The organism is Halolamina litorea (genome assembly GCF_026616205.1).
GTDB classification, from domain to species: Archaea; Halobacteriota; Halobacteria; order Halobacteriales; family Haloferacaceae; genus Halolamina; species Halolamina litorea.
The window spans coordinates 24,421-47,128 of the sequence record NZ_JANHGR010000002.1; the positions used below are offsets into that span (position 1 = coordinate 24,421).

General features: G+C 68.6%; 18 protein-coding genes. 10 read left to right on the forward strand and 8 right to left on the reverse strand.

Annotation, left to right across the window (positions count from 1 at the left end; genetic code table 11):
• The first annotated feature begins 61 nt into the window (after positions 1-61).
• From NO998_RS11030 to NO998_RS11040, 3 genes are all read left to right on the forward strand, one after another.
• Entirely contained in the window at positions 62-895 is an 834-nt protein-coding gene (locus NO998_RS11030) for an NAD-dependent epimerase/dehydratase family protein (protein ID WP_267647245.1), read from the forward strand.
• Positions 896-1,243: 348 nt separating this feature from the next.
• On the forward strand, positions 1,244-1,585 hold the full coding sequence (locus tag NO998_RS11035) for a cupin domain-containing protein (RefSeq protein WP_267647246.1): 342 nt from the start codon (positions 1,244-1,246) through the stop codon (positions 1,583-1,585).
• Positions 1,586-1,594: 9 nt separating this feature from the next.
• Entirely contained in the window at positions 1,595-2,587 is a 993-nt protein-coding gene (locus NO998_RS11040; RefSeq protein ID WP_267647247.1) for a sodium:calcium antiporter, read from the forward strand.
• A 134-nt stretch (positions 2,588-2,721) separates the two neighbouring features.
• Here the strand turns inward: NO998_RS11040 and icd are convergent, their stop codons facing one another.
• Entirely contained in the window at positions 2,722-3,984 is a 1,263-nt protein-coding gene (gene icd, locus NO998_RS11045; RefSeq protein WP_267647248.1) for an isocitrate dehydrogenase (NADP(+)), read from the reverse strand.
• A gap of 156 nt (positions 3,985-4,140) precedes the next feature.
• Here icd and NO998_RS11050 point away from each other — a divergent pair, with 156 nt between their 5' ends.
• Complete coding sequence (locus NO998_RS11050; protein ID WP_267647957.1) at positions 4,141-4,989, forward strand: isoaspartyl peptidase/L-asparaginase; 849 nt, start codon at positions 4,141-4,143, stop codon at positions 4,987-4,989.
• 161 nt (positions 4,990-5,150) lie between these two features.
• Positions 5,151-6,056, forward strand: a complete 906-nt coding sequence (gene map, locus NO998_RS11055; protein WP_267647249.1) for a type II methionyl aminopeptidase — start codon at positions 5,151-5,153, stop codon at positions 6,054-6,056.
• A 169-nt stretch (positions 6,057-6,225) separates the two neighbouring features.
• Here map and NO998_RS11060 read toward each other — a convergent pair whose 3' ends face one another.
• The 6 genes from NO998_RS11060 to NO998_RS11085 form a co-directional block, all read right to left on the reverse strand.
• On the reverse strand, positions 6,226-6,426 hold the full coding sequence (locus tag NO998_RS11060) for a DUF7835 family putative zinc beta-ribbon protein (RefSeq protein ID WP_267647250.1): 201 nt from the start codon (positions 6,424-6,426) through the stop codon (positions 6,226-6,228).
• 200 nt (positions 6,427-6,626) lie between these two features.
• Positions 6,627-8,813, reverse strand: coding sequence for an ATP-dependent DNA helicase (locus tag NO998_RS11065; RefSeq protein ID WP_267647251.1), 2,187 nt, complete (start codon positions 8,811-8,813; stop codon positions 6,627-6,629).
• Between the two features lie 128 nt (positions 8,814-8,941).
• Positions 8,942-9,073, reverse strand: coding sequence for a hypothetical protein (locus NO998_RS11070; RefSeq protein ID WP_267647252.1), 132 nt, complete (start codon positions 9,071-9,073; stop codon positions 8,942-8,944).
• Positions 9,074-9,115: 42 nt separating this feature from the next.
• Positions 9,116-9,730: a dolichol kinase gene (locus NO998_RS11075; RefSeq protein ID WP_267647253.1), complete on the reverse strand. Its 615-nt coding sequence runs from the start codon at positions 9,728-9,730 to the stop codon at positions 9,116-9,118.
• Positions 9,730-11,541 (reverse strand): glycine--tRNA ligase, encoded by a 1,812-nt coding sequence (glyS, locus tag NO998_RS11080; RefSeq protein WP_379821861.1) that lies wholly within the window; start codon positions 11,539-11,541, stop codon positions 9,730-9,732. Before glyS ends, NO998_RS11075 begins: the two co-directional genes overlap by 1 nt.
• Positions 11,538-12,395, reverse strand: coding sequence for a CBS domain-containing protein (locus NO998_RS11085; RefSeq protein WP_267647255.1), 858 nt, complete (start codon positions 12,393-12,395; stop codon positions 11,538-11,540). The genes glyS and NO998_RS11085 overlap by 4 nt, the downstream gene beginning before the upstream one ends.
• Before the next feature lie 195 nt (positions 12,396-12,590).
• On the opposite strand from NO998_RS11085, the gene NO998_RS11090 reads away from it, so the two are divergent.
• From NO998_RS11090 to NO998_RS11110, 5 genes are all read left to right on the forward strand, one after another.
• Positions 12,591-12,734, forward strand: coding sequence for a DUF7556 family protein (locus NO998_RS11090; RefSeq protein WP_267647257.1), 144 nt, complete (start codon positions 12,591-12,593; stop codon positions 12,732-12,734).
• A 342-nt stretch (positions 12,735-13,076) separates the two neighbouring features.
• A complete protein-coding gene (locus tag NO998_RS11095) occupies positions 13,077-13,496 on the forward strand; it encodes a PPC domain-containing DNA-binding protein (protein WP_267647258.1) in 420 nt (139 codons plus the stop codon).
• A gap of 22 nt (positions 13,497-13,518) precedes the next feature.
• Positions 13,519-17,193 (forward strand): DNA polymerase II large subunit, encoded by a 3,675-nt coding sequence (locus NO998_RS11100; protein ID WP_267647259.1) that lies wholly within the window; start codon positions 13,519-13,521, stop codon positions 17,191-17,193.
• A gap of 241 nt (positions 17,194-17,434) precedes the next feature.
• Entirely contained in the window at positions 17,435-20,650 is a 3,216-nt protein-coding gene (locus NO998_RS11105) for a hypothetical protein (RefSeq protein ID WP_267647260.1), read from the forward strand.
• A 132-nt stretch (positions 20,651-20,782) separates the two neighbouring features.
• Positions 20,783-21,070: a DUF7130 family rubredoxin-like protein gene (locus NO998_RS11110; RefSeq protein WP_267647261.1), complete on the forward strand. Its 288-nt coding sequence runs from the start codon at positions 20,783-20,785 to the stop codon at positions 21,068-21,070.
• Positions 21,071-21,151: 81 nt separating this feature from the next.
• On the opposite strand, the gene NO998_RS11115 is transcribed toward NO998_RS11110, so the two are convergent.
• Positions 21,152-22,708, reverse strand: coding sequence for a sulfatase (locus NO998_RS11115; protein ID WP_267647262.1), 1,557 nt, complete (start codon positions 22,706-22,708; stop codon positions 21,152-21,154).

Here is a 22,708-nt window from a genome sequence, read left to right on the forward strand (position 1 = left end):
CGGGAGTGGGTCAGCGCCGCCGCATCCGCGGGCTTATCCCCGGCTCCACCGACTCCCGAGTATGCGCGTGCTGGTCACCGGCTCGGAAGGTCGCGTCGCCTCGGGAATCAAGGAGCACCTCGACACCGAGGACTCGGAGTACGAGTTCGTCTACCTCGACCGCGAGGACGCCCCGGACGTGGACCACGTCGGCGACGTGGCCGACTACGAGGCCATCCGCCCGGCGTTCGACGGCGTCGACGCGGTGGTCCACCTCGCGGCCAACCCCACCACCGAGGCGTCGTGGGAGTCGGTCCAGCAGAGCAACCTCGCGGGCACCCGGAACGTCCTCGAAGCCGCCGACGACGCCGAGGTCGAGCGAGTCCTCTTTGCGTCCTCAATTCACGCCGCCGGGATGTGGGAGGAGGAGGGCAAGCCCGACGTGTACGACCTGGACGACGACACCAACGTCACCGTCGACGACGACGAGCGTCCCGACTCCTACTACGGCGTCTCGAAAGCCTACGGTGAGGACATGGGTCGGTTCTACGTCGAGACCCGGGAGTACCCCAAGCGCTTCTACGCGGCCCGGATCGCCAGCGTCCGCGGCGGCCTCTACGACAACCCCTACGGCGACGCCGAGAAGGGCGTCGAGAACGGCGACTGGGAGCGCGGCAGCGAGGCCTACACCGAGCAGGTCAAGCGCCTCAAGGGGACGTGGCTCTCCCTGCGGGACTGGGCGCAGTTGGTCGACCTCTGCCTGACCGACGAGGACACCGAGTTCGGCATCTTCTTCGCCACGAGCGACAACCCTCGAAGCTGGTTCGACCTGGAACACACCAAGGACCTGCTGGGGTACGAGCCGGAAGACAGCGGGAGCGACTGGCAGTCCCCGCCCCAGGAGCTGCTGGAGTAAGTCGGTTCTCGGTCGGGTTTCGTTTTAGCGGGGTTCGGTGTGACGGCACAGCGACCGCGAACGTCGCCGCGGAGGGAGCATGGCTACTGGGACCGCACAGTGGGGCGGTCGCGGTGGACGCTCGCGCTCGCCAGCGTCGGCGAGCGCGGGGGGAGGAGTGGGGATTCGGGGCTGTTCCGGGCCCCGTGCCCGGAACCCGGCGGTTCCAGTGGTCATGCGTCGAGATGCTGTCGCTGCTGCCGGTCGAGTCGTCGGGGGTCGAGAAGGCCACGTAGCCGAGTCCCCGTCTTCCCACGCAACATGGCCGCGAACTGAGGAACTATACGGCCACGACTGTCACACCACCGTATGGATCACTACGAACCCAACGACGACGACTTCGTCGAGGCCGTCGACGACGTGCACCTGACCGTCGGCACCAGCGGCGAGGAGACCAGCGTCCAGCACTTCCGCATCGAACCCGGTGCGGCGGTCCCCTCCCACAGCCACCACCACGAACAGGCCGGCCTGATCACGCAGGGCGAACTCACGTTCGTCCTCGACGACGGCGAGGAGGTCACCGTCGCCGCCGGCGAGTCCTACACGCTGCTGGGCGATGAGGTCCACGCCGCCGAGAACCGCGGCGACGAGGTCGTCGAGGGGATCGACGTGTTCGCGCCGCCGCGGACGAACCCCGACTGGGCGGAGTAACCCCGCTGGATGGTCGCGGTCCCTCCGCTGCTTGTCGCGGCGGTCCTGTTCCTCGTCGGGATCGCCCTAGTGATCGAGAGCGTCGAGACGTTCGTCGAAACCGTCGCCGAGGCCGCGCTGGGGCTGGGCGTCTCCACGTTCTTCCTCACGGTCCTGCTCGCCGGCGTCGACCTGGAGAACGCCGTGCTCGGGGTCGCGGCGATGACCGGCGACCTCCCGGGGGTCGCGCTGGGGACCGTCTTCGGCGAGGCGCTGTTCGTCCTCGGTGCCGCCGTCGGGCTCGCGGGTCTCGTTGCCCCCTTCGAGATCCGCGTGCCGCGGGTGTACATCCTGCTGATGGTCGTTTCGCCGGCGCCGATGCTGCTGCTCTCGCTCGACGGGACGCTCTCTCGGTTCGACGGGGCCGTCCTCGTCGGGCTGTTCGTCCCGTTCGTCGTCGCCGTCTACTGGCTGGAAACCCGGACCGACGTGCAGTTCCTCGCCGCCGAGGCCGTCGAGGAAGCGCTGGAGGAGGAAAACGAGCGGGAGGACGGCGAGCACGAGGGGTCGGGGTCCGACCGGGGCCTCCGTGCGCTCGCGGTCCCGCTGCTCGCGGTCGTCGGGATGACCGTCGGCTCCGAGTTGGCTGTGCGCGGTGCGCGGGACCTCCTCGGCGCTGTCGGGCTCTCGGGGCTGGCCTTCGGCGCGACGGCGATGAGCTTCATCGCGTCGCTGGAGGAACTGTTCCTCACCGTCGAGCCGGTTCGGCAGGGTCGCCCCCATCTCGGCGTCGGCAACGTCGTCGGCAGCATGGCCTTTTTCGTCACCGCCAACGCGGGCGTCGTCGCCCTGCTGGCGCCGCTGGACGTGGGCGGGAGCGTGATGACCGTCCACTGGCCGTTCCTGCTCGGCCTGCTCGCCGGCGTCGTCGCGCTGTTCGCCCGCGGAAAGGTCGATCGGCCGGCGGGGGCGCTGCTGCTGGCGGGCTACGGCGGCTACTGGGTCGCGAACGTCGTCGTCTGAAAAACCGGGCTCGGTAGTTCGCGTATGCGGGTTCGAGAGTGTTCCCACGGCGAAGCCGTGGGAGCGGGAGAAGCCGGCCGAGGCCGGCTTCCGGATGTTCTGACGGGCGCCGCCGTCAGAGGTCGTGACCTCGACTAGGCGAGGTCGCGGATGTTCTCGATGACCTTCTCGCCGTACTCGCTGGTGGCGAGCTTCGTGCCGCCCTCGATCTGTCGTTCGAGGTCGTAGGTCACGTTGCCCGAGGAGATGGTCTCCTCGACGGCATCGCGCACGAGCTGGTCGGCGTCGTCCCAGCCGAGGTAGCCGAACATCAGGGCCCCCGAGAGGATCAGGGCGGTGGGGTTGACCTTGTCCTGGCCCGCGTACTTCGGCGCCGAGCCGTGGACCGGCTCCGCGAGCACGCGGCCGTGGCCGAAGTTGGCGCCGGGAGCGATCCCGAGCCCGCCGATCTGTGCGCCCGCGGCGTCGGACATGTAGTCGCCGTTGAGGTTCATCGTCGCGATGACGGAGTACTCGTCGGTCCGGGTGAGCAACTGCTGGAGCATGTTGTCGGCGATGCGGTCGTTGACGACCACGGTCCCCTCCGGCTGCTCGCCGTCCTGCTCCTCCCAGAGCGTGTCCTCGGTGATGACGTTCTCGCCGTACTCCTCCTCGGCGACCTCGTAGCCCCAGTCACGGAACTGCGCCTCGGTGAACTTCATGATGTTGCCCTTGTGGACCAGCGTCACCGAGTCGCGGTCGTTCTCGATGGCGTAGTCGATGGCCTCACGCACGAGGCGCTTGCTCCCCTTCTCGGTGATGGGCTTGACGCCGATCCCGATCGGGCCCTCGTGCATGACGTCATCGAACCCCATGTCTTCCTCGACGAACTCGCGGACCTGTTCGACCTCGTCGGTGCCGGCCTCCCACTCGATGCCGGCGTACACGTCCTCGGTGTTCTCCCGGAACGTGACCATGTCCATCTCCTCGGGGTTCTTGACCGGCGAGGGGACGCCGTCGAGGTAGTACGTCGGGCGGACGTTCGCGTAGAGGTCGAGCGTCTGGCGCAGCGCGACGTTCAGCGAGCGGAAGCCGGAGCCGACCGGCGTCGTCAGCGGCCCCTTGATCGCGACGCGGTGTTCGCGGATGGCCTCGACGGTCTCCTCGGGGAGGTTCTCGTCGTAGCGCTCGCGGGCGGACTCGCCGGCGTAGACGCGCATCCAGTTGATCTCGCGGCCGGTCGCCTCGGCGGCGGCCTCGAGTACGTCCTGTGCGACCGGACCCACGTCGACGCCGATGCCGTCGCCGTGGATGATCGGAATGATCGGGTCGTCCGGGACGGAGAGTTCGCCGGTCTCCTCGTCAGCGAGGGTGATCTTGGACCCCGACTCGGGGGGCTCGATCTGATCGTAGCTCATAGCAGGGAAGATGTCTCAGAGGCAGCCCATAGGCCTGCCGTTCTGCGCTGCGGTGGTGTGGCGACGGGGGGTCTCCACCGCCGGCGCGCGACCGGCCTCCCGGCGTCCCCGACCGCTTCCCGTGGATTGATGCGTGCGCCCGACGCGCAGGCAGCCATGCGCATCATCGTCCACGGCGGCGCCGGCGGGAAGCCCGACGAACCCGAACCCCGACAGGCAGTGCTCGACGAGGCCGCGGAAGCGGGCGCGGCCGAGTCCGACCCGGTCGACGCCGTCGAGGCGGCGGTGAACGTCCTCGAAGCCGACGACCGCTTCAACGCCGGCTACGGCGGCGCGGTCCAGTCCGACGGTGCGGTCCGGACCGACGCCGGCGTGATGACCTCCGACCGCGAGACCGGCGCCGTCGCCAGCATGGACGGCGTCCGCGACGCGGTATCGGCCGCACGGGTCGTGATGGAGGAGACCCCCCACATCTTCGTCAGCGGCGAGCACGCCGTCGACCTCGCGTCCGAGTTCGGCGTCGAGACCGGCGTCGACCTACTCACCCCGGAGAGCCGCGAGGAGTACGAGGACGAGGACCCGCCGACGGCGGGGCCGAAAGCCCACCTCGAGTGGCTCGAAGAGCGGTTCGGCGGCCACGACACCGTCGGCGCCGTCGCCTTCGAGGACGGCGAGTTCGCCGCCGCGACCTCCACGGGCGGGCGGTCGTGGGCGCTCGCGGGACGCGTGGGTGACGTTCCACAGGTCGGCTCGGGGTTCTACTGCACGCCGGCCGGCGGCGCCTCCGCGACGGGTGCCGGCGAGGACATCGCGAAGGTGACGCTGAGCCAGCGCGCCGTCGACAAACTGGAGGACGGCGCCGACGCCCAGACCGCCGCCGACGAGGCCATCGACGAGTTCGACGAGATCACCGGCTCCTCCGCGGGCGTGATCGTCTGCGGCGAGGAGGCGACCGGCGCGGCGTTCAACTCCGAGGGGATGCAGACGAGTACGGCAACGCGGTAGGCGACGACGCTCCTCACACAACAGGTCGGCGCGGCTGCCAGCTGTCCCGGCACGGTTGCCCGTCACCGTGCTCGGACCCTCTGTCCTGGCACGGCTGCCCGTCGCCGTGCGCGGACCCTCTGTCGGAACCTCTTTGCCGCCGACAGGCCAACCGAACAGCCATGACCTATGGCGATCTGAGCGAGGAGGCAGTCGAGAAGCACCACGAAGCCGGCGAGATTCTCGTCGAAGTGATGAACGAGGCCAAGGAGCTCGTCGAGCCGGGGACGACACACCTCGAAGTCGCCGAGACCGCCGAGGCCCGCATCGTCGAACTGGGCGGCGAGCCGGCGTTCCCGGTCAACATCAGTATCGACCACGAGGCCTCCCACGCGACCCCGGAGGCCGACGACGAGACGGTCTTCGGCGAGGACGACATGGCCTGTCTCGACATCGGCGTCCACGTCGACGGCTACATCGCCGACGCGGCCATCACGGTCGACTTCTCGGAGAGCGACGAACTGGTCGAGGCCGCCGAGCAGGCACTCGACGCGGCGCTGGACGAGGTCGAAGCCGGCGCGGAGGTCGGCGTCGTCGGGCAGGCCATCGAGGACGTGATCGACGGCTACGGCTACTCGCCGATCCTGAACCTCTCGGGCCACGGACTCGGCCACTACGACGCCCACACGGGGCCGTCTATCCCGAACCGCGGGGTCGACCGCTCGGTGGAACTCGAAGCCGGACAGGTCGTCGCCATCGAACCGTTCGCCACCGACGGCAGCGGGAAGGTCGGCGAGGGGAGCCACGAACAGATCTTCGAACTCCAGCAGGAGCGCTCGGTGCGTGACCGCGCCGCTCGGCAGGCGATGGACCAGATCACCTCGGAGTTCGACGGACTCCCCTTCGCCGCCCGCTGGCTCGACACCCCGCGGCCGGCGATGGCGCTGCGCCGACTCAAGGCCGACGGCGCCATCACGGGCTACCCCGTGTTGCAGGAGGACGACGGGAACCTCGTCTCGCAGGCCGAACACAGCCTGATCGTCACCGAGGACGGCTACGAACTCCTGACCGACGGGCTGTTCGAGTAAGCCGGCGGCGCGGCTCCGCGTGTTTTCGAGAGAGGCGCCCGTCGAGGCCGGTCGGTTCAGCCGACGCTGGCGGGCGTAGTCCACGGCGCCGATTGGCGCCGTCACTTCTGATCCGGCATCGTTCGTCGTCGGGCCCCCACGCCCGTTCGACGGCCACGTTGCCAGGTAGTTACGCGTTGTTCATCCGTGTCGCCGTCTCGGACTCACAGGAGTTGCAGACGGCAACCCGGTAGGGCTCTCGGGAGAACTCCGAGTTCTCCTCTTGATCGCTCTCGGTTCGGATCTCGACCCGAACGTCGTGGAGCGTCTCCCCGCCACAGTCCGCACAGTTTTCCCGAACGCTGTCGGGGTCGGAGGGTTGAGTGGCCATGCGTCACTCGCTACTCAGAGTAACGCCATAAAGCCGGGGCTAACAGAGCTGACAGGTATGGCACCGGCTGCCCGAGAACGGATCGGTGGCCGGCCCCGGGGAAAACCCCGGTACGTGCCCGGCCCGACCGCCGACCTCCCTGCCCAAGCTATCGACTGTGTCACACACATACCGTAGCGGTAGTATATCTCTTTCGGCAGTCAGGGCCGGGGGGGAGTGCCGTCGTAGGCGTCGAGGTCACCGTAGAAGTTCAGCATCCCGAACTTCAGCTTCTGGGGGTTCATGTCGATGAGTTCGCCGCGCTCCTCCTCGGGGAAGCTCCCGCGGACGGAGTACCGGCCCATGTCCGCGCGGGTGTAGCGCTTGTCCGCGAGGACGCGGACGCCGAAGTCGTCGGGCGAGCGGATCACCCGGCCGAGCGCCTGCCGGGTCTTGCGGATCGTCGGGATCTCGACGGCGTAGCGCCAGCCTGCTTCCTCGCGGTCGCCGTAGGCCCGGTCGTAGGCGTCCTGTACGGCCTCCAGCCGGTCGTCGATATGCGGGTAGGGGACGCCGACGACGGCGACGGTGCGGGCGTCGTCGCCGTCGAAGCTCACCCCCTCAGCGAGGGTCCCCCAGAGGGAGGTGAACAGCGCGCCGTTCTCGCTACTGACGAACCGTTCGCGCAGGCCCTCGGTCTCCACGTCGGAGCCGTCGAGCATCAGGCTCGAGTCGCCCGGATCAGCACCGCCCACGGGGTGGCCGGTGCCGCCGAGGCGCTGGTAGTAGCGCTCGGCCTCGGCGTAGGAGGGGAAAAAGAGGAGGGTGTTCCCGGGCGTGAACTCGATCAGGTCCGAAACGAGCGCCGAGACCTCCTCCTGTACCTCCGGGTCGCCGCGGTCGCTGGCGAACAGCGGCGGCGTGCCCGCGCTGTAGGTCCGTCGGCGCTCCTCGGGGTAGGCGAGCCCGTACGCCATCGTCACCGGATCGTCGAGGCCCAGCACGTCGGCAGCCACGTCGAAGGGCCGCAGCGTCGCGGACATGAGGACGCTCGCGTACACCTCGTCGAACAGCGCCTCGGTCACCCGCCGGGGGATACAGGTGTACAGTTCGGCACGGCCGTACACCTCGTCGGTCGCCTCGTCGCGCCGGACCGAGACGACGGGGTACTGGCCCATCTCCGCGTTCTCGTCCATCCAGATCGCGAGGAAGCGGGCGGCCGCGAGCGTCGAACTCTCGGCCCGGGAGGTCGCCTCGCCCTCCTTGTAGGCCTCCTCGTACTCCTCGTCGATGGCCTCGCCCAGTTGGACCGCCAACTCGATCTCGGTGTCGATCCCGCGTCCCTCGTAGTTCCGGAGGAACGCGAGCGTGAGGTCGTCTCTGGCGTCGTCGTTGGCGACGGCGATGTCGTGCCAGTTCTCGTCGACCTGCTCGCGTTCGCCGAAGGCGAAGCCGTCCTCGTAGGCCTCGACCAGCGCGTCCCGGAACGCCCGGATCACGTTCTCGGCGGGGTCGGCCCGGGAGTCGTCGCGGCCCTCGAGTTCGTCGAGCGCGCCCGCGAGGCTGTTCTCGGTCAGGCTCCGGCTGGCGTGGTCCCGCGCGGCTGACTCGATGTTGTGGGCCTCGTCGAAGACGGTGACGACGCGCTCGGGGTCGCGGTCGAGCCACCGGAAGAACTGCTCGCGGATGTTCGGGTCGAGCAGGTGGTGGTAGTTACAGACCACCAGATCGACGGCCTCCATCCCCTCCTTGAGCAGTTCGTAGCCACAGAGGTGGCGTTCCTCGGCGTAGGCGTAGATCTCCTCTGGCGTCCGGACCCCCTCGTAGAGCCACTCGTAGAACTCGTCGTTGTCGCCGAGCAGGTTGTTGCGGTAGTGCTCACAGACGTTTGCGCCCTCCACGTCCTCGATGCGCTCCTCGACCTCGTCGAGTTCCTCCATGATCGCCTCGCGGCGCTGGGCGGCGGCGGCGTCGCCGTCGCGGCTGGCCTCGAGCAGTTCCCGCTGTTGCTGTTCGAGTTCGCGCTTCTCGGCCTCGTCCTCGACCAACTCGCGGGTGGTGTCACGCAGCGTCTGACACTCCTGGTAGTCGACCCCGATGTGACACATCGAGGACTTGCCTTTGAACACCACCGCGCGGATCGGCTCCTCGTCGTTGATGGCGCGTGCCTCCTCGACGAACTGGCGCATCTGCTGGTGAACGTTCGTCGTGATGACGACGGTGCGGTCCTCCTCGCGGGCGTGTTCGAGCGCCGGGACGAGCGAGGAGAGGGTCTTGCCGGTCCCCGGGGCGCCCTCGAACAGCACGTCGTCGCCGTCGTCGAGCGCGGCGGCGATGCGGGTCATCGCCTCGCCCTGGTTGGGGTAGGGGCTGTCGTACGGGAAGAACCGTCGCGTCGTCTCTGCCACGAGCGGTGTTGGGTGGCTATCGGCCTAAAAGGCTCGGGGCTGGACGGGCGAACGCGGCTGCACGGAAAAAGCCCGCGTGGAAACTCCCCGTGGGCGCCGTTGGCATACCCCTCCGTTTCGACTGGAGATCAGTCGATCAGTTCGACGGCGAGTTCGAGCAGTTCCCCTTCGCCCTCGCTCTGAAGCAGGACGTAGAGGATTCCCAGCACCACGAGCAGTACGATCGCGGCGATCAGTATCTCGACCAGTCCGATCTCCATGTTCGGGGATACTCGCGGAGGCTCAAGGGCGTGGTGGCCGACTCAGAGCCAGAGCACCGCCTCGATCCCCGCCCCGGCGGCGACGAACACGAGGGTGATCCCCAGCGCCGCCGCGATGGGGATGGAGGCGTTGTCGTCGATGACGCGGCCGGCGACGACCGGTTTCACGCCGTCGGCGAGGGTCGCCCCGGCAGCGCCGGTGGCCGCGGCGGCGACGCCGACCGGGAGGCCGACGACGGCGACGGTGAACGGCGCCGCGAGCGCGAAACAGACGAAGAACATCACGCCGAGGACGCCCGCCTGCTTGGCCGTCCCGGCGTCGTTGTCGCCCAGATAGCCCGAAACCGGGTCGCCGATGGTGAGCATCACCATTCCCGGGAGCGCGACGGCGGGGGTAAACAGCAGCGCCACGACCGCCTGTGAGTAGGCGTAGAGCGCGTAGCCAGCGACGTTCTCGCGTTCGTACTCGCGGGCCAGTTGGTCGAACAGCGGCCACTCGTAGTCGAGAACGAGGCGGACGAACTCGAGCGCCGTGACGGCGACGGAGAGGCCGACCAGCAGCAGGCGAACCCCCGGCCAGTCGACCACGCCGAGCAGGTACAGCGCCGGGATCCCCGTCCCGGAAGCGTGAACCGCGCGGCGCCCGAGTTCGGTCATTACTCGCTCTCGATCGGTTCGACGGTCTCGTACTGGGTCAGCACGGTTTCGAAGCCGGTGTCGCCCTCGTGGAGCGCTTCGAGTTGACCCACGAGGTCGCCGACGGGGAGACGAGCCTGTGCGCCCGTATCCCGGTCACGGAGCGTGACCGACGTGGGGTCGTCCTCCAGCCCGTCGCGGTCGACGGTGACACAGAACGGCGTGCCGACCTCGTCCTGCCGGCGGTAGCGCCGACCGATCGAGCCGGAGTCGTCCCGGGTGGCGTCGAAGCCCGCGGCCCGGAGCGTCGAGACGACGTCGTCGGCCGTGTCGAGCAACGGCTCGTGGTTGCTCACGAGCGGGAACACCGCCACGTCCGTCGGCGCCATCTCGGGGGCAAAGGAGAGGAAGTCCCGCGCCTCGTCGCCCATCTCGTCGCGTTCCAGGCCGTGGTCGATCAGGGCGTAGACGGTCCGGTCGACGCCGAACGACGGCTCGATCACGTGGGGCGTGATGTGCTCGCCGGCCTCCGTCTCCTCGACGACCTCGAAGTTCGCGAGGTCGGTGTCGACGGTGTACTCCTCGCCGTCGGCGGTGACGGTGACCTCGTCCGCCTCGAAAGCGTCGGGGTCCCGCTCGGCGAGGTCCGCGAGCGCGTCGGCGACCGCCGCGGCGGCGCCGCCGAACTCGGGGCCGAGCGTCGCCATGTCGGGGTCGACGGTCGGCTTCCGGACCGACTTTGGCTCGTCGTACTGCTTGAAGACGGTGAAGCTCTCGCCGCTGCCCGTCGCGTGTTTCGAGAGGTCGTAGTCGCCACGCGAGGAGATGCCGGCGATCTCGATCCAGTCGCCGCCGGCGCTCTCGATCTTGGCCTCCGCGTCCCAGCAGTCGGATGCGTAGTGGGCGCGCTCGCCGGGCAGGTGCTGGCGGAAGCGCAGTTGCTCGGTATCGAGGCCGATCCGCTCGTACCACTCCTGAGCGACGCCGAGGTAGTAGGCGATCCACGGCGAGGAGAGCAGGTCTTCCTCGACGGCCTCGCCGACGGTGACCGTCCGGTAGCCGTCGCTCGCGGGGGCCTCCTCCTGCTGTTCGGGGACGGCGTAGAGGCGCAGTTCCACGTCCTCGACCCGTTCGAGCGGCGGTTCGTCCGCCTCGGGGTCGATGAACTGCTCCAGTTCGGCCTGCGTGAGCTCCCGCACCCGGATGAGGCCCCGGCGGGGCGAGATCTCGTTGCGGTAGGCCGGGCCGATCTGGGTGACGCCGAAGGGGAGCTTCCCCCGGGCGTACTCCTTGAGCCGCGGGAACTCCACGAAGATGCCCTGTGCGGTCTCGGGCCGGAGGTAGCCGGGCTGGCCCGAGCCGGGACCGATGCTCGTCTCGAACATGAGGTTGAAGTCCTCGACGGGCTGGCCGGCGAGGGCCGCACCACAGTTCGGGCAGACGAGGTCGTGTTCGGCGATCAGGTCGGCGACCTCCTCGGGGTCGAGCGCTTCGGCGTCCTCCAGCGACGTGGCGCCCTCAACGAGGTGGTCGGCCCGGTGGGACTCGCCGCACTCGGCACACTCGACGAGCATGTCGTCGAACGTGTCGAGGTGGCCCGAGGCCTCGAACACCGGCTCGGGCATGATCGTCGGCGCCGCGATCTCCTCGTTGTCCTCCTTGAGCGCGAAGCGGTCGCGCCACGCGCCCTCGACGTTGCGCTTGAGCGCCGCGCCCTCGGGACCGAACGTGTAGAAGCCGGCAGCGCCGCCGTAGGCCTCCGCGGCCGCGAAGAAGAACCCGCGTCGCTTGGCGAGTTCGACCACGTCCGCCCGGTCGTCGTCGCTCATCAGACCGCCTCCAGCAGATGGACGTCCCGGAGCACGCCGACGAGGTCGCCGCCGCCGACGACCGGGATCTGCTCGATGTCGTTACTGATCATCAGCTGAGCGGCCTCGACGGCGGACTTGCGCTTCGAGACCGTGACCACGTCCGCCGTCATGTAGTTCGAGACCGGCTCCTCGGGGAACTCGACGTTCCGCGTCGGGACGTAGCGGCTGCCGACGGCTTTGATGCGCTCCCACTTCCAGTCCTCGTCGTCGCCGGCCATCGAGATGCCGGCGTCCTCCTCGCCCTCGACGATCTGTGCGACGGCGACGATGTCGGGCTCAGTGAGCACGCCGGCCATCTCGGCGTCGTCGTCGAGCACGACCGTGTAGGGCACTTCGGCGAGTCCGATCTCGCGTTCGGCGACCGGTAGCGGCGTACCGGTGTACGTGGTGTTGATCGCCGAGGCACAGAGGTCGCCGACGACGGCCTCGGTACCGACCTCCTCGCGGGCGAGCGCGCGGATCACGTCGGTGATGGTGACGATGCCGGCGAGCGAGCCGTCGTCGCCGTCGTCGACGACCGGGACGCGCCGGGCGTCGGTCTCGAGCATCAGTTCGGCGAGGTCGTGGAGGCTCGCGTCGGCCGTCGTCGTCGGGACCTCACGGAGCAGCATCGCGAGGTCGTCCTCGTCGGGGTGCTCGATCAGGTCGTCACGGGAGACGAGCCCTCGGTAGCGCTCGCCGTCCTCGCCGTCGCGGACGACGGGAACCGAGGAGAACTGTCGTTCCTGCAGGTACTCGAGGGCGTCGTCGCGGGAGCCCGGCAGCGAGACGGTTACGAGCTCGGACGCGGGCGTCATGGCGTCGGCTACCTTCATGCGGCCGTGTTCTCCGGCGGCCCTCTTGTACTCTGCGAAGGTGTGCGCGGGGCTGGCAACCCCGAACGGCGCCCCCACCGCTGCGTCGGCGCCGATAGCGGGGACCGACAACCGGGTAGTACTCCCCTACCCAATCGTGTGAACAATAGCCAAAGTTTCGACGGCTTTATAGGTATGGGCGTGGGAGGCTATACCATGGCACCGGGCACGGCTCACGAGGGTGGCGACGTGATGGGCTCGCTTGACGACACCGAGTTCGTGATCGCGGATCTCGGTCGAGAGGAGGCGTGGATTTCGGTCTCCGAGGCGGACGCGCCGGTCGTCGCGGAGTGGGCGTAGCGAACACCGAGGCGCGGGTGGTTTCTGCGGGTACTTAAAGAACCGGGAGATTCCGGGAACAGTCCTACCCGGGAAGGAGGCGTTGTATCGATGCAGCGAACGCATCGACGGGCCAGCAACGTACCCCCGGGCGGTTCCCACAGATCGCCCACCCCGGACGGTTCCACAGTCCGTCCGTTCCGGACGTCCCCCCACACGTCCGTTCCCCACACGCATTCCGGCAGGCTGTCCCGTCCTTCTCCCGTTTCTCGACCTCGCAGCGGCGGCGCCGTCGGCGTCGGTGGCGTCGGCGAACCGCGGCGGTACTGAAGGTTTTTGTCGTCGTCGCCGCTGTAGTGGCGTATGGATTACCGCGAACTCTCGCTCGACCGTGAGTTCCTCGCCCGACTCGAGACCGGCGCCGACTGGCGCGAGGAGATCGAGTCGCTGGCCGTCGAGGAGGAGGTCGACGCCGCGTGGTTCAACGCCATGGGGGCGGTGCAGGACGCCGTCGTCTGGTTCTACGACCAGCAGGAGGGCGAGTACCAGTCCGTCGAGTTCGAGGAACCCCTCGAGGTCGCGGCCTGTGTCGGCAACGTCTCGCTGCTCGACGGCGAGCGCTTCGCCCACACGCACGCCGTGCTCTCGCGGCCGAGCGGGCAGTCGCTGGCGGGCCACCTCGACGCCGCGACCGTCTTCGCCGGCGAGGTGTACATGCGGACGTTCGAGGAGTCGCTGGAACGGGAGTACGACGAGGAGACCGACCTGGACCTCTGGCTGTGAGCCGACTGGCACGAGGTGAACGATGAGGAAGGACGACGAGCGGTACTTCGAGCGAATGGAGGAACGCCTCGACGAGGCGTTCGACCGCGCAGAGGCCGCCCGGGCACAGGGCCACGACCCTCAGACCGAGATCGAGATCCCGGTCGCGCGGGACATGGCCGACCGCGTCGAGAACATCCTCGGCATCCCCGGCGTCGCCGAGCGCGTCCGCGAACTCGAGGGGCAGATGAGCCGCGAGGAGGCCGCCCTCGAACTCGTGGAGGACTTCGTCGACGGGAGCGTCGGCGACTACGACGGCCGCGAGGGGAAGATCGAGGGCGCGGTCCGGACGGCGGTCGCCCTCCTCACCGAGGGTGTCGTCGCCGCACCGATCGAGGGGATCGACCGCGCGGAGTTGCTGCAGAACGACGACGGCACCGAGTTCGTCAACGTCTACTACGCCGGCCCGATCCGCTCTGCGGGCGGGACCGCACAGGCGCTGTCGGTGCTCGTCGCCGACTACGCCCGGTCGCTGCTCGGGATCGAGGAGTTCCACGCCCGGAGCGACGAGGTCGAGCGCTACGCCGAGGAGGTCGCCCTCTACGAGAAGGAGACCGGCCTGCAGTACACCCCGAAGGACAAGGAGACGAAGTTCATCGCCGAGCACCTCCCGATCATGCTCGACGGCGAGGCCACCGGCGACGACGAGGTCTCGGGGTTCCGTGACCTCGAACGCGTCGACACCAACTCCGCCCGCGGGGGGATGTGTCTCGTGCTCGCGGAAGGGATCGCGCTCAAAGCCCCCAAGATCCAGCGCTACACCCGCCAACTGGACGAGGTCGACTGGCCGTGGCTGCAGGACCTCATCGACGGCACCTACTACGACAGCGACGACGACGACGAGGGTGAGGCCGACGACGGCGAGAGCGACGAGGCTGACGCCGACGCCGCGGACGCCGACGACGACGAACCGAGCGAACCGGAAGGGCCGATCCGCGCCGACCCGGCGACGAAGTACCTCCGGGACCTGATCGCCGGCCGGCCCGTGTTCGGCCATCCCTCCGAATCGGGGGGTTTCAGGCTTCGATACGGTCGCTCGCGCAACCACGGGTTCGCGACCGCCGGCGTCCACCCGGCGACGATGCACCTCGTCGACGACTTCCTCGCGACGGGGACCCAGATCAAGACCGAGCGGCCGGGGAAGGCCGCCGGCGTCGTACCGGTCGACTCCATCGAGGGGCCGACGGTCCGCCTCGCCAACGGCGACGTGCGGCGCATCGACGACCCCGCGGAGGCCCTGGAGATCCGCAACGGCGTCGACGAGATCCTCGACCTCGGCGAGTACCTCGTCAACTTCGGGGAGTTCGTCGAGAACAACCACCCGCTCGTCCCGGCCTCCTACGCCGTCGAGTGGTGGGAACAGGAGTTCGCTGAGGCCGGCGCCGACGTGCAAGCCCTGCGGGACGACCCCCACGTCGACCTCGACAGCCCCGCTCCGCGGACCGCGCTGGATTGGGCCGACCGCTACGACTGCCCGATCCACCCCGAGTACACCTACCTCTGGCACGACGTGACCGTCGCGGAGTACGACGCGCTGGCGACGGCCGCCACCGATGGGGAGATCCGGGGTGACGGCCTGCGACTCGACCGAACCGACGACGTGCAACGCGCGCTCGAACGGCTGCTGATCGAGCACAGCACGGATGGAGACGGGGAAGCACTGCTGATCCCCGAGTACCGGCCGCTGCTTCGCTCTCTGGGCGTGACCGAGGACCTACGGCGGGAGTGGACCCCCGCGGACCTGAGCGAGCGCGCGCGGACGTGGGGCGCCGAGGCCGGCGAGGACGCCGTCGCAGACGGGGGGATGGCGATCCGGAACGAGGAGAACGGCGGGAGCGACCCCGAAGCCGCCACCGACGACGCGATCACCGTCGACGACCCCGAGCCGTCTGCGCCGTCGGTGCCGCTGCCCGGCACGAACGCCATCGAGGCGGTCAACGAGGTCGCGCCGTTCGCCGTCCGGGAGCGTGCACCCACGCGGATCGGGAACCGGATGGGCCGACCCGAGAAGTCCGAGAGCCGGGACCTCTCGCCGGCGGTCCACACCATGTTCCCCATCGGTGAGGCCGGCGGCAGCCAGCGCGACGTTGCCAAGGCCGCGAAGGACCGCACCGACGCCGGCCGCGGCGTCATCGAGGTCAGCCTCGGCGAGCGCGAGTGCCCCGACTGTGGCGAGCACACCTACAAGAACCGCTGTCCGGACTGTAGCGCCCACACGGAGCCGTACTACGAGTGCGACGACTGCGGGATCGAAGTCGAACCCGACGAGTCCGGCCGCGTGGTCTGCCCCCGCTGTGAGTGGGAGGTCGAGAGCCCCGAGACCCGGACTGTCGACCTCAACGCGGAGTACCACGAGGCCATGGAGTCCATCGGCGAGCGCGAGGGGAGCTTCTCCATCCTGAAGGGCGTCAAGGGGCTGATGTCGGCCAACGAGACCCCCGAGCCGATGGCGAAGGGCGTCCTTCGGGCCAAACACGGCGTCTCCTCGTTCAAGGACGGGACCGTCCGCTACGACATGACCGACCTCCCGGTCACCTCGGTCCGGCCCGAGGAGTTGGACACGACGGCGGCGGAGTTCCGCCGACTCGGCTACGAGACCGACATCGACGGCGAGCCGCTGGTCCACGACGACCAGTTGGTCGAGCTAAAAGTGCAGGACATCGTGCTGCCCGACGGCGCCGCCGAGCACATGATGCGCACCGCGGACTTCGTCGACGACCTGCTCGAACGGTTCTACGGCCTCGACCCCTTCTACGAGGTGGCGGACCGCGAGGACCTCGTGGGCGAACTCGTGTTCGGGATGGCGCCCCACACCTCCGCGGCCGTCGTCGGCCGCGTCGTCGGCTTTACGAGCGCCGCCGTCGGGTACGCGCACCCTTATTTCCACGCCGCAAAGCGAAGAAACTGTGACGGCGACGAAGATTGCGTCATGCTCCTCCTGGACGGCCTGCTGAACTTCTCGAAGGAGTTCCTCCCCGACCAGCGTGGGGGGCGGATGGACGCGCCGCTGGTGATGTCCTCCCGGATCGACCCCTCGGAGATCGACGACGAGGCCCACAACATGGACATCGTCCGGCAGTACCCCGAGGAGTTCTACGAGGCCAGTTTGGAGATGGCCGACCCCGGCGAGGTCGAGGACCTGATCCAACTGGGCGAGGACACGCTGGGCACCGACGAGGAGTACCGCGGCTTCGACCACACCCACGACACCACGAACCTCGCGCTCGGGCCGGACCTCTCCTCGTACAAGACCCTGCCCGACATGGAGGCGAAGATGGACGCCCAACTCGAACTCTCGCGGAAACTCCGGGCCGTCGACGAGACCGACGTGGCCGAGCGGGTGATCGAGAACCACTTCCTGCCGGACCTGATCGGAAACCTCCGGGCCTTCTCCAGTCAGGAGACACGCTGTCTCGACTGCGGCGAGAAGTATCGCCGCGTCCCGCTCACCGGCGACTGCCGGGAGTGTGGCGGTCGGATGACGCTGACGGTCCACCGTGGCTCCGTGAACAAGTACATGGACATCTCGATCGAGGTGGCCGAGGAGTACGGCTGCCGGGACTACACCAAACAGCGCCTCGAAGTGCTCGAGCGCTCGCTGGAGTCGGTGTTCGAGAACGACAAGAACAAACAGAGCGGTATCGCGGACTTCATGTAGGCGACGGCGCCGCCGAGGCGCGGTGACCGTCCGAGCCTACTCCGAGGCCCGTACCGTTGGTCCGCGTTTTGCCGCCCATTACGTCGAGTCTGCAGTCGTTCAACGCCGAGAACAGTAAGGCCGCATTTCGGTCGGCCGGCGTCTCAGGTCGTCCGGTAAGGTGGGCCTCGTTGAGACGGTACCGAGCCTACCCCAAAATTGTGTTACTGTAACAAAGCACGCTGATTGCGTAGGACGGGCTATGGCTACAGATCCCGAGCGATCCACACCGGGATGGCGGGAGAACTGGTTGACGGTCGCTGTCGTCGCCGTCCTCGTCACGAGTGCAATGGGTGTCGGGATCGTCGCCGGCGGCGAGAGCGCCGAACTGACCCCGACCACCGAGGTCAACCCAGCGATCGCGCTGACGGGCGCAGGGTCGCTCGCCGACGCCGACACGAAGTTGACCGGCGCGGGCACGAACGACGACTTCGGCGCGGCGCTCACCCACGGGGACGTGAACGGCGACGGCATCGAGGACGTGCTCGTCGGCGCGCCGCGCAACAACACGCCAAACGGGAACGGTTCCGGCGCCGTCTACGTGTTTTACGGCCCGGTCGTCGACCGGGAGATCGACGCCGAGTCGGCGAATGCCACGCTCTACGGCGTCGAGGGAGGCGACGGCGCGGGCTACTCGCTCGCGGCCGGTGACGTGGACGACGACGGGACCGACGACATCGTCGTCGGTGCGCCCTTCGAGGAGACGGGCGCCGACGACGCGGGTGCCGTGTACGTCGTCTACGGCGGCAGTCTCGAGAACCGCTCGCTCGCGGACGCGAACCACACCTTCTACGGAGAGAGCTACGGGGATCACGCCGGCCGCTCGGTCGCCACGGTGAACCGGACCGACGGCGACGACGTGCTCGTCGGTGCGTCCGGGAACGACATCGCAGCAGAGGACGCCGGCGCCGTCTACGTCATCTCCGGCGCCGACCCCGGGACGCTGAACCTGACGAACGCGACGCCCACGCTCACCGGCGAGGGTCCCGGTGACCGCGCCGGCTGGTCACTCGACGGCATCGGCGACTTCGACGGCGACGGCAGCAACGACTTCGTCGTCGGCGCGCCCAACAACAGCTCCACCGCGGCGGACGCGGGCGCGGCGTACGTCATCACGGCGAACGTCTCCGGGACGGAGTCACTCAGCAACGCGACGCTGAAGCTGGCCGGCGAGAACGCCAGCGACCGGGCCGGCTGGGCCGCCGCGGAGGCAGGTGACGTGGACGACGACGGCTACGTCGACGTGGTGATCGGCGCGCCGTTCGCCGACGCGACCGGTAACGACAGCGGCATCGCCTACGTCGTGTACGGCGACGACGACACCACCGGCACGGCGAACCTCTCGGCGGTCGGGACGGTGATCGCCGGGGAGGAGGCGGGCGACTACACCGGCTACAGCGTCTCCTCGGCCGGCTCGGGCGACGTGACCTGTGACGACTACGCCGACGTGCTCGTGGGCGCGCCCGGCGCCAACACCACGGCAGAGGACGCCGGGGCAGTCTACCTCCTCGCCGGCGGCGAGGACCGCGAGGATGAGCGATCACTCTCGGATGCGGACGGGACGTTCGTCGGCGAGGGCGAAGGCGACCACGCCGGCTACGCCGTCTCGGACGCGATGGACGCCACCGGCGACGGCGACGAGGACGTGCTCGTCGGCGCACCGGGCAACGACACGGCGGCCGGGAACGACTCGGGCGCGGCGTACCTCCTCGCGGGCGACTGCCCTGAGCCGACGCCCACGCCGACGGAGACGGCGACGCCCACGCCAACGGAGACAGCGACGCCGAAGCCGGAGCTCGAGGACCTCGACGTTGCGAAGAAATGCGCCGACGGCGACGGCGAAGTGACGATCACCAACCCCAACGACGTGCGGGTCGTTCTCACCTTCGACGACGAGGAGTACCACCTCGCTCCGGAAGGGAAGTCGGGCGACAGCGTCACGATCGACGATCTCGACGACGGCAGGTACCACTGGAGCGCCGAAACCAAGAACGGCCGCCATGTCGACGACGGGAGCGTCCGCATCGACTGTGACCGCGAAAAGCTGGATGGCCTCGAGATCAGCAAGAGATGCGTCGACGGTGACGGGGAAGTGACCGTCAGCAACCCCAACGACGTGCGGGTCACGCTCACCTTCGACGGCGAGGAGTACCACCTCGCTCCCGAGGGTGAATCGGGTGACAGCATCACGATCGATGATCTCGACGACGGCAAGTACGAGTGGAGCGCCGAAACCAAGAACGGCCGCCACGTCGACGACGGAACCGTCCGGATCGACTGTGACCGCGAAAAGCTGGAGGACCTCCACGTCACCGAGAAATGCGTCGACGGCGACGGGAAAGTGACCATCACGAACCCCAACGACGTCGGTGTTAGCCTGATGTTCGACGGTGAGGAGTACTACCTCGAACCTGAAGGGGAGTCGGGTGACAGCGTCACCATCGACTACCTTAACGACGCCAGGTACTACTGGAGCGCTCAAACCAAGAACGGCCGCCACGTCGACGACGGAACCGTCCACATCGACTGCGACATCACGCCAACCGAAACGCCGACCGAGACACCGACCGAAACGCCGACCGAAACGCCGACCGAGACACCGACCGAAACGCCGACTCCAACCGCGACACCAACACCGACTCCAACCGCGACACCAACACCGACTCCAACCGCGACACCAACACCGACTCCAACCGCGACACCAACACCGACTCCAACCGCGACACCAACACCGACTCCAACCGCGACACCAACACCGACGCCAACACCAACTGAAACCCCCACACCGACGCCGACTCCGACCCCAACACCAACCCCAACACCGACGCTGACTCCGACGCCAACGGAGACCGCGACACCAACACCGACTCCAACCGCCACCCCAACGCCGACGCCAACCCCAACACCGACACCGACTCCAACCCCAACACCGACGCCAACCCCAACACCGACGCCGACGCCGACGCCAACGGAGACCGCGACGCCGACCGAGACACCCGTGGTCTGCGAGGGAACGGCGAAGTACGAGTGGAGGGGGAACTCCTACAGTCAGGAGTTCAGCAGCCTCGACGTCACCGTCTCCGGGAGCGCCGCGGAGGCGACGATCACGAACAACGAGGCGTTCGCGGTCGACGTCTACGTGAAAGCGGGGAGCGAGCAGAGCGGCGCGGGGGTCTCCGGACCGACCACCGTCGAGCCCGGCGAGTCGGTCCAAGTGACCGGGACCGACGACAAGGACATCAGCGCCATCGGCATCGTCTGTGAGGGCGCCGGCACGCCCGACTTCCCGCCGTTCAGCCTCCCGAACGCGGCTGGGCCCCCCGGTGGCGGAACGAACGGTGGACCCGGCCCGGTCGGGTTCGTGATGGTGCCGGCGGCAGCCGCGCTGGGGGCGGCCGTGCTCGGCCGCAGGCGCTGACTCCCCGACCCGTCCCGATCTCACCCCTCCGGATCACGGCCGTCCCCCACCGGTCCCCGAGCCACAGCGCACTCGCCGGGGGCGTGAGCACCGCCATCGGGTTTTTGCGTTCTCCCAACCTAATTGACACGCATGAGCGACGACCGACCCATCACCATCGGTACCGACGTGTACGACGACGACGGAACGAAACTCGGGACGATCCGGGGCCTGACCGACGACGGCTTCTCCGTCACCACCCGGGAGGGGATCCACGCACTCTCCATCGAACACGACCGCGCGGGCCACGAGTACGGCGAGGCCGAACTACTCTGGCGCTGTGCGGACTGTGGCGAACTCGGCGACATCGACGACCTCCCCGAGGAGTGCCCGTCGTGTGGCGCCGATCGGACGGCGCTGTACTACTGGATGGAGGACTGACTCGCTGAGCACGGGCGCCGTCGCTCTCGGTTGATTCGTGGCGCCGGCTGTCGCAGAACGGGCCGGAATAGCTAGCCGGAGTTACTCCATGTAGCCGAGGTCCTGGAGGCGCTCCTGGATCTCCTCGTCCATGTCCTCGACGGCGTCGTCGGTCACGTCGCCGTCGGCGGCGCCGGTCCAGGCGCCCCCGACCTCACGCTCGAAGACGGCGAGTTCGGCCTCGGTCCCGTCGATCGACTCATCGTCGCCGTCGGCGACGTTCTCGGTCTCCGCGGGGTCCTCGTCCAGTCGGTACGCCTCGTCCTCGATTCGGTCGATCCGGACGTACTTCGCGTCGGTCCGGCGCGCCGCCCGCATGCGCGCGTAGAAGCGCGAGTCCTCGTCGAGTTCGATCCCCGAGTCGGCGGCTTTCTCCTCCAACTGCTTGAGTTCGACCACCGGCCGCGAGTACTCGACGAATCCGGTCTCGCCGTCCGGCGCCGCCGTCTGGCCCGCGTCGGCGTCGTCGACGCCGTCGAAGCGTCGGTAGCCGTCCGAGAGCAGCGAGCGAGTGTTGTCGAAGGCGACGGCCTCCTCGTCGGGTTCGGCGGGGGTCGCGTCGGCACCGAACGTGTCCAGCACGGTGTGGTAGAGATCGATCAGTTCGACGGTGTCCTCGCGGCGGCCGCCCTCGATATCGGGGTGTTTGACCATCAGCGGGACGTTGACCAACGGGTCGTAGAGGCCGAACTCGTGGCCGTAGAGGCCGTGCTCGCCGTGGAGTTCCCCGTGGTCGGCACAGATGACGACCGCGGTGTCCTCCCAGCGGTCGGTCGCCTTGAGCCAGTCGAACAGGTCGGTGAGTTGGCTGTCGATGTGGGCGATCTCGGCGTCGTACAGTCCCTTGATGGCGTCCCACTCGTCGTCGTCGATGTCGCGGGCACCGGAGTTGAACTCCTTCGAGTTCTGGCAGACCTCCGTCGAGTCGACCCCCGGCGCGAACTCCTCGCGGAACTCCTCGGGCGGGTGGTAGGGGAGGTGGGCGTCCATGAGGTTGATGAAGGAGAACCACTCCTCGCCGTCGGCCTCGGCGTCCTCGATGAACGACTTGGTTCGGTCGATGACGCGGGGGGTCTTCGAGTCGGCGCCCTCGCCGGAGCTGAGGTACTCGTGGGCGGTGTTGCCGGCGCTGACGATCATGTCCGCGAGCTGGCGCAGGCGGGGGTTGTCGTTGAGCACCTGCCACATCCGCGCGAGCGGGCCCGAGAGCAGGTCGCCCGGCATCACTTCGAAGAAGTTGTCCTGGTCGTCGAAGCCGTCGGTGAGGTGGGTGTAGGGCGTGATCCAGGCGTTCGAGGAGTAACACGCGGTACGGGTGCCGTCGGCCGAAAGCGACTGGGCGAGGGTGGTCGCGCCCTGCAGGTAGGGGTTCTCCTGGTCGGCGCCGTGCTGGGAGGGGTACATCCCCGTGAACATCGAGGCGTGGACCGGGAGGGTCCACGGCGCGGGCGCGACGGCGTTCTCGAAGACGGTCGCCTCCTCGGCGAAGGCGTCGAGCCCGGGCGTGGTGTCACGCTCGTAGCCGTAGGGGCCGAGCCGGTCCTTCCGGACGGTGTCCATCACCACGAAGAGGACGTTCGAGGGCGAGCCGCTGGTCAT

Coding starts and splice junctions, on each gene's coding strand:
- NO998_RS11085 (WP_267647255.1), bottom strand. CDS start 12,395: ATGAAGGTAGCCGACGCCATGACGCCCGCGTCCGAGCTCGTAACCGTC.
- icd (WP_267647248.1), bottom strand. CDS start 3,984: ATGAGCTACGATCAGATCGAGCCCCCCGAGTCGGGGTCCAAGATCACC.
- NO998_RS11070 (WP_267647252.1), bottom strand. CDS start 9,073: ATGGAGATCGGACTGGTCGAGATACTGATCGCCGCGATCGTACTGCTC.
- NO998_RS11090 (WP_267647257.1), top strand. CDS start 12,591: ATGGCACCGGGCACGGCTCACGAGGGTGGCGACGTGATGGGCTCGCTT.
- NO998_RS11035 (WP_267647246.1), top strand. CDS start 1,244: ATGGATCACTACGAACCCAACGACGACGACTTCGTCGAGGCCGTCGAC.
- NO998_RS11105 (WP_267647260.1), top strand. CDS start 17,435: ATGGCTACAGATCCCGAGCGATCCACACCGGGATGGCGGGAGAACTGG.
- NO998_RS11040 (WP_267647247.1), top strand. CDS start 1,595: ATGGTCGCGGTCCCTCCGCTGCTTGTCGCGGCGGTCCTGTTCCTCGTC.
- NO998_RS11050 (WP_267647957.1), top strand. CDS start 4,141: ATGCGCATCATCGTCCACGGCGGCGCCGGCGGGAAGCCCGACGAACCC.
- NO998_RS11095 (WP_267647258.1), top strand. CDS start 13,077: ATGGATTACCGCGAACTCTCGCTCGACCGTGAGTTCCTCGCCCGACTC.
- NO998_RS11100 (WP_267647259.1), top strand. CDS start 13,519: ATGAGGAAGGACGACGAGCGGTACTTCGAGCGAATGGAGGAACGCCTC.
- map (WP_267647249.1), top strand. CDS start 5,151: ATGACCTATGGCGATCTGAGCGAGGAGGCAGTCGAGAAGCACCACGAA.
- NO998_RS11030 (WP_267647245.1), top strand. CDS start 62: ATGCGCGTGCTGGTCACCGGCTCGGAAGGTCGCGTCGCCTCGGGAATC.
- NO998_RS11115 (WP_267647262.1), bottom strand. CDS start 22,708: ATGACCAGCGGCTCGCCCTCGAACGTCCTCTTCGTGGTGATGGACACC.
- NO998_RS11110 (WP_267647261.1), top strand. CDS start 20,783: ATGAGCGACGACCGACCCATCACCATCGGTACCGACGTGTACGACGAC.
- NO998_RS11060 (WP_267647250.1), bottom strand. CDS start 6,426: ATGGCCACTCAACCCTCCGACCCCGACAGCGTTCGGGAAAACTGTGCG.
- NO998_RS11075 (WP_267647253.1), bottom strand. CDS start 9,730: ATGACCGAACTCGGGCGCCGCGCGGTTCACGCTTCCGGGACGGGGATC.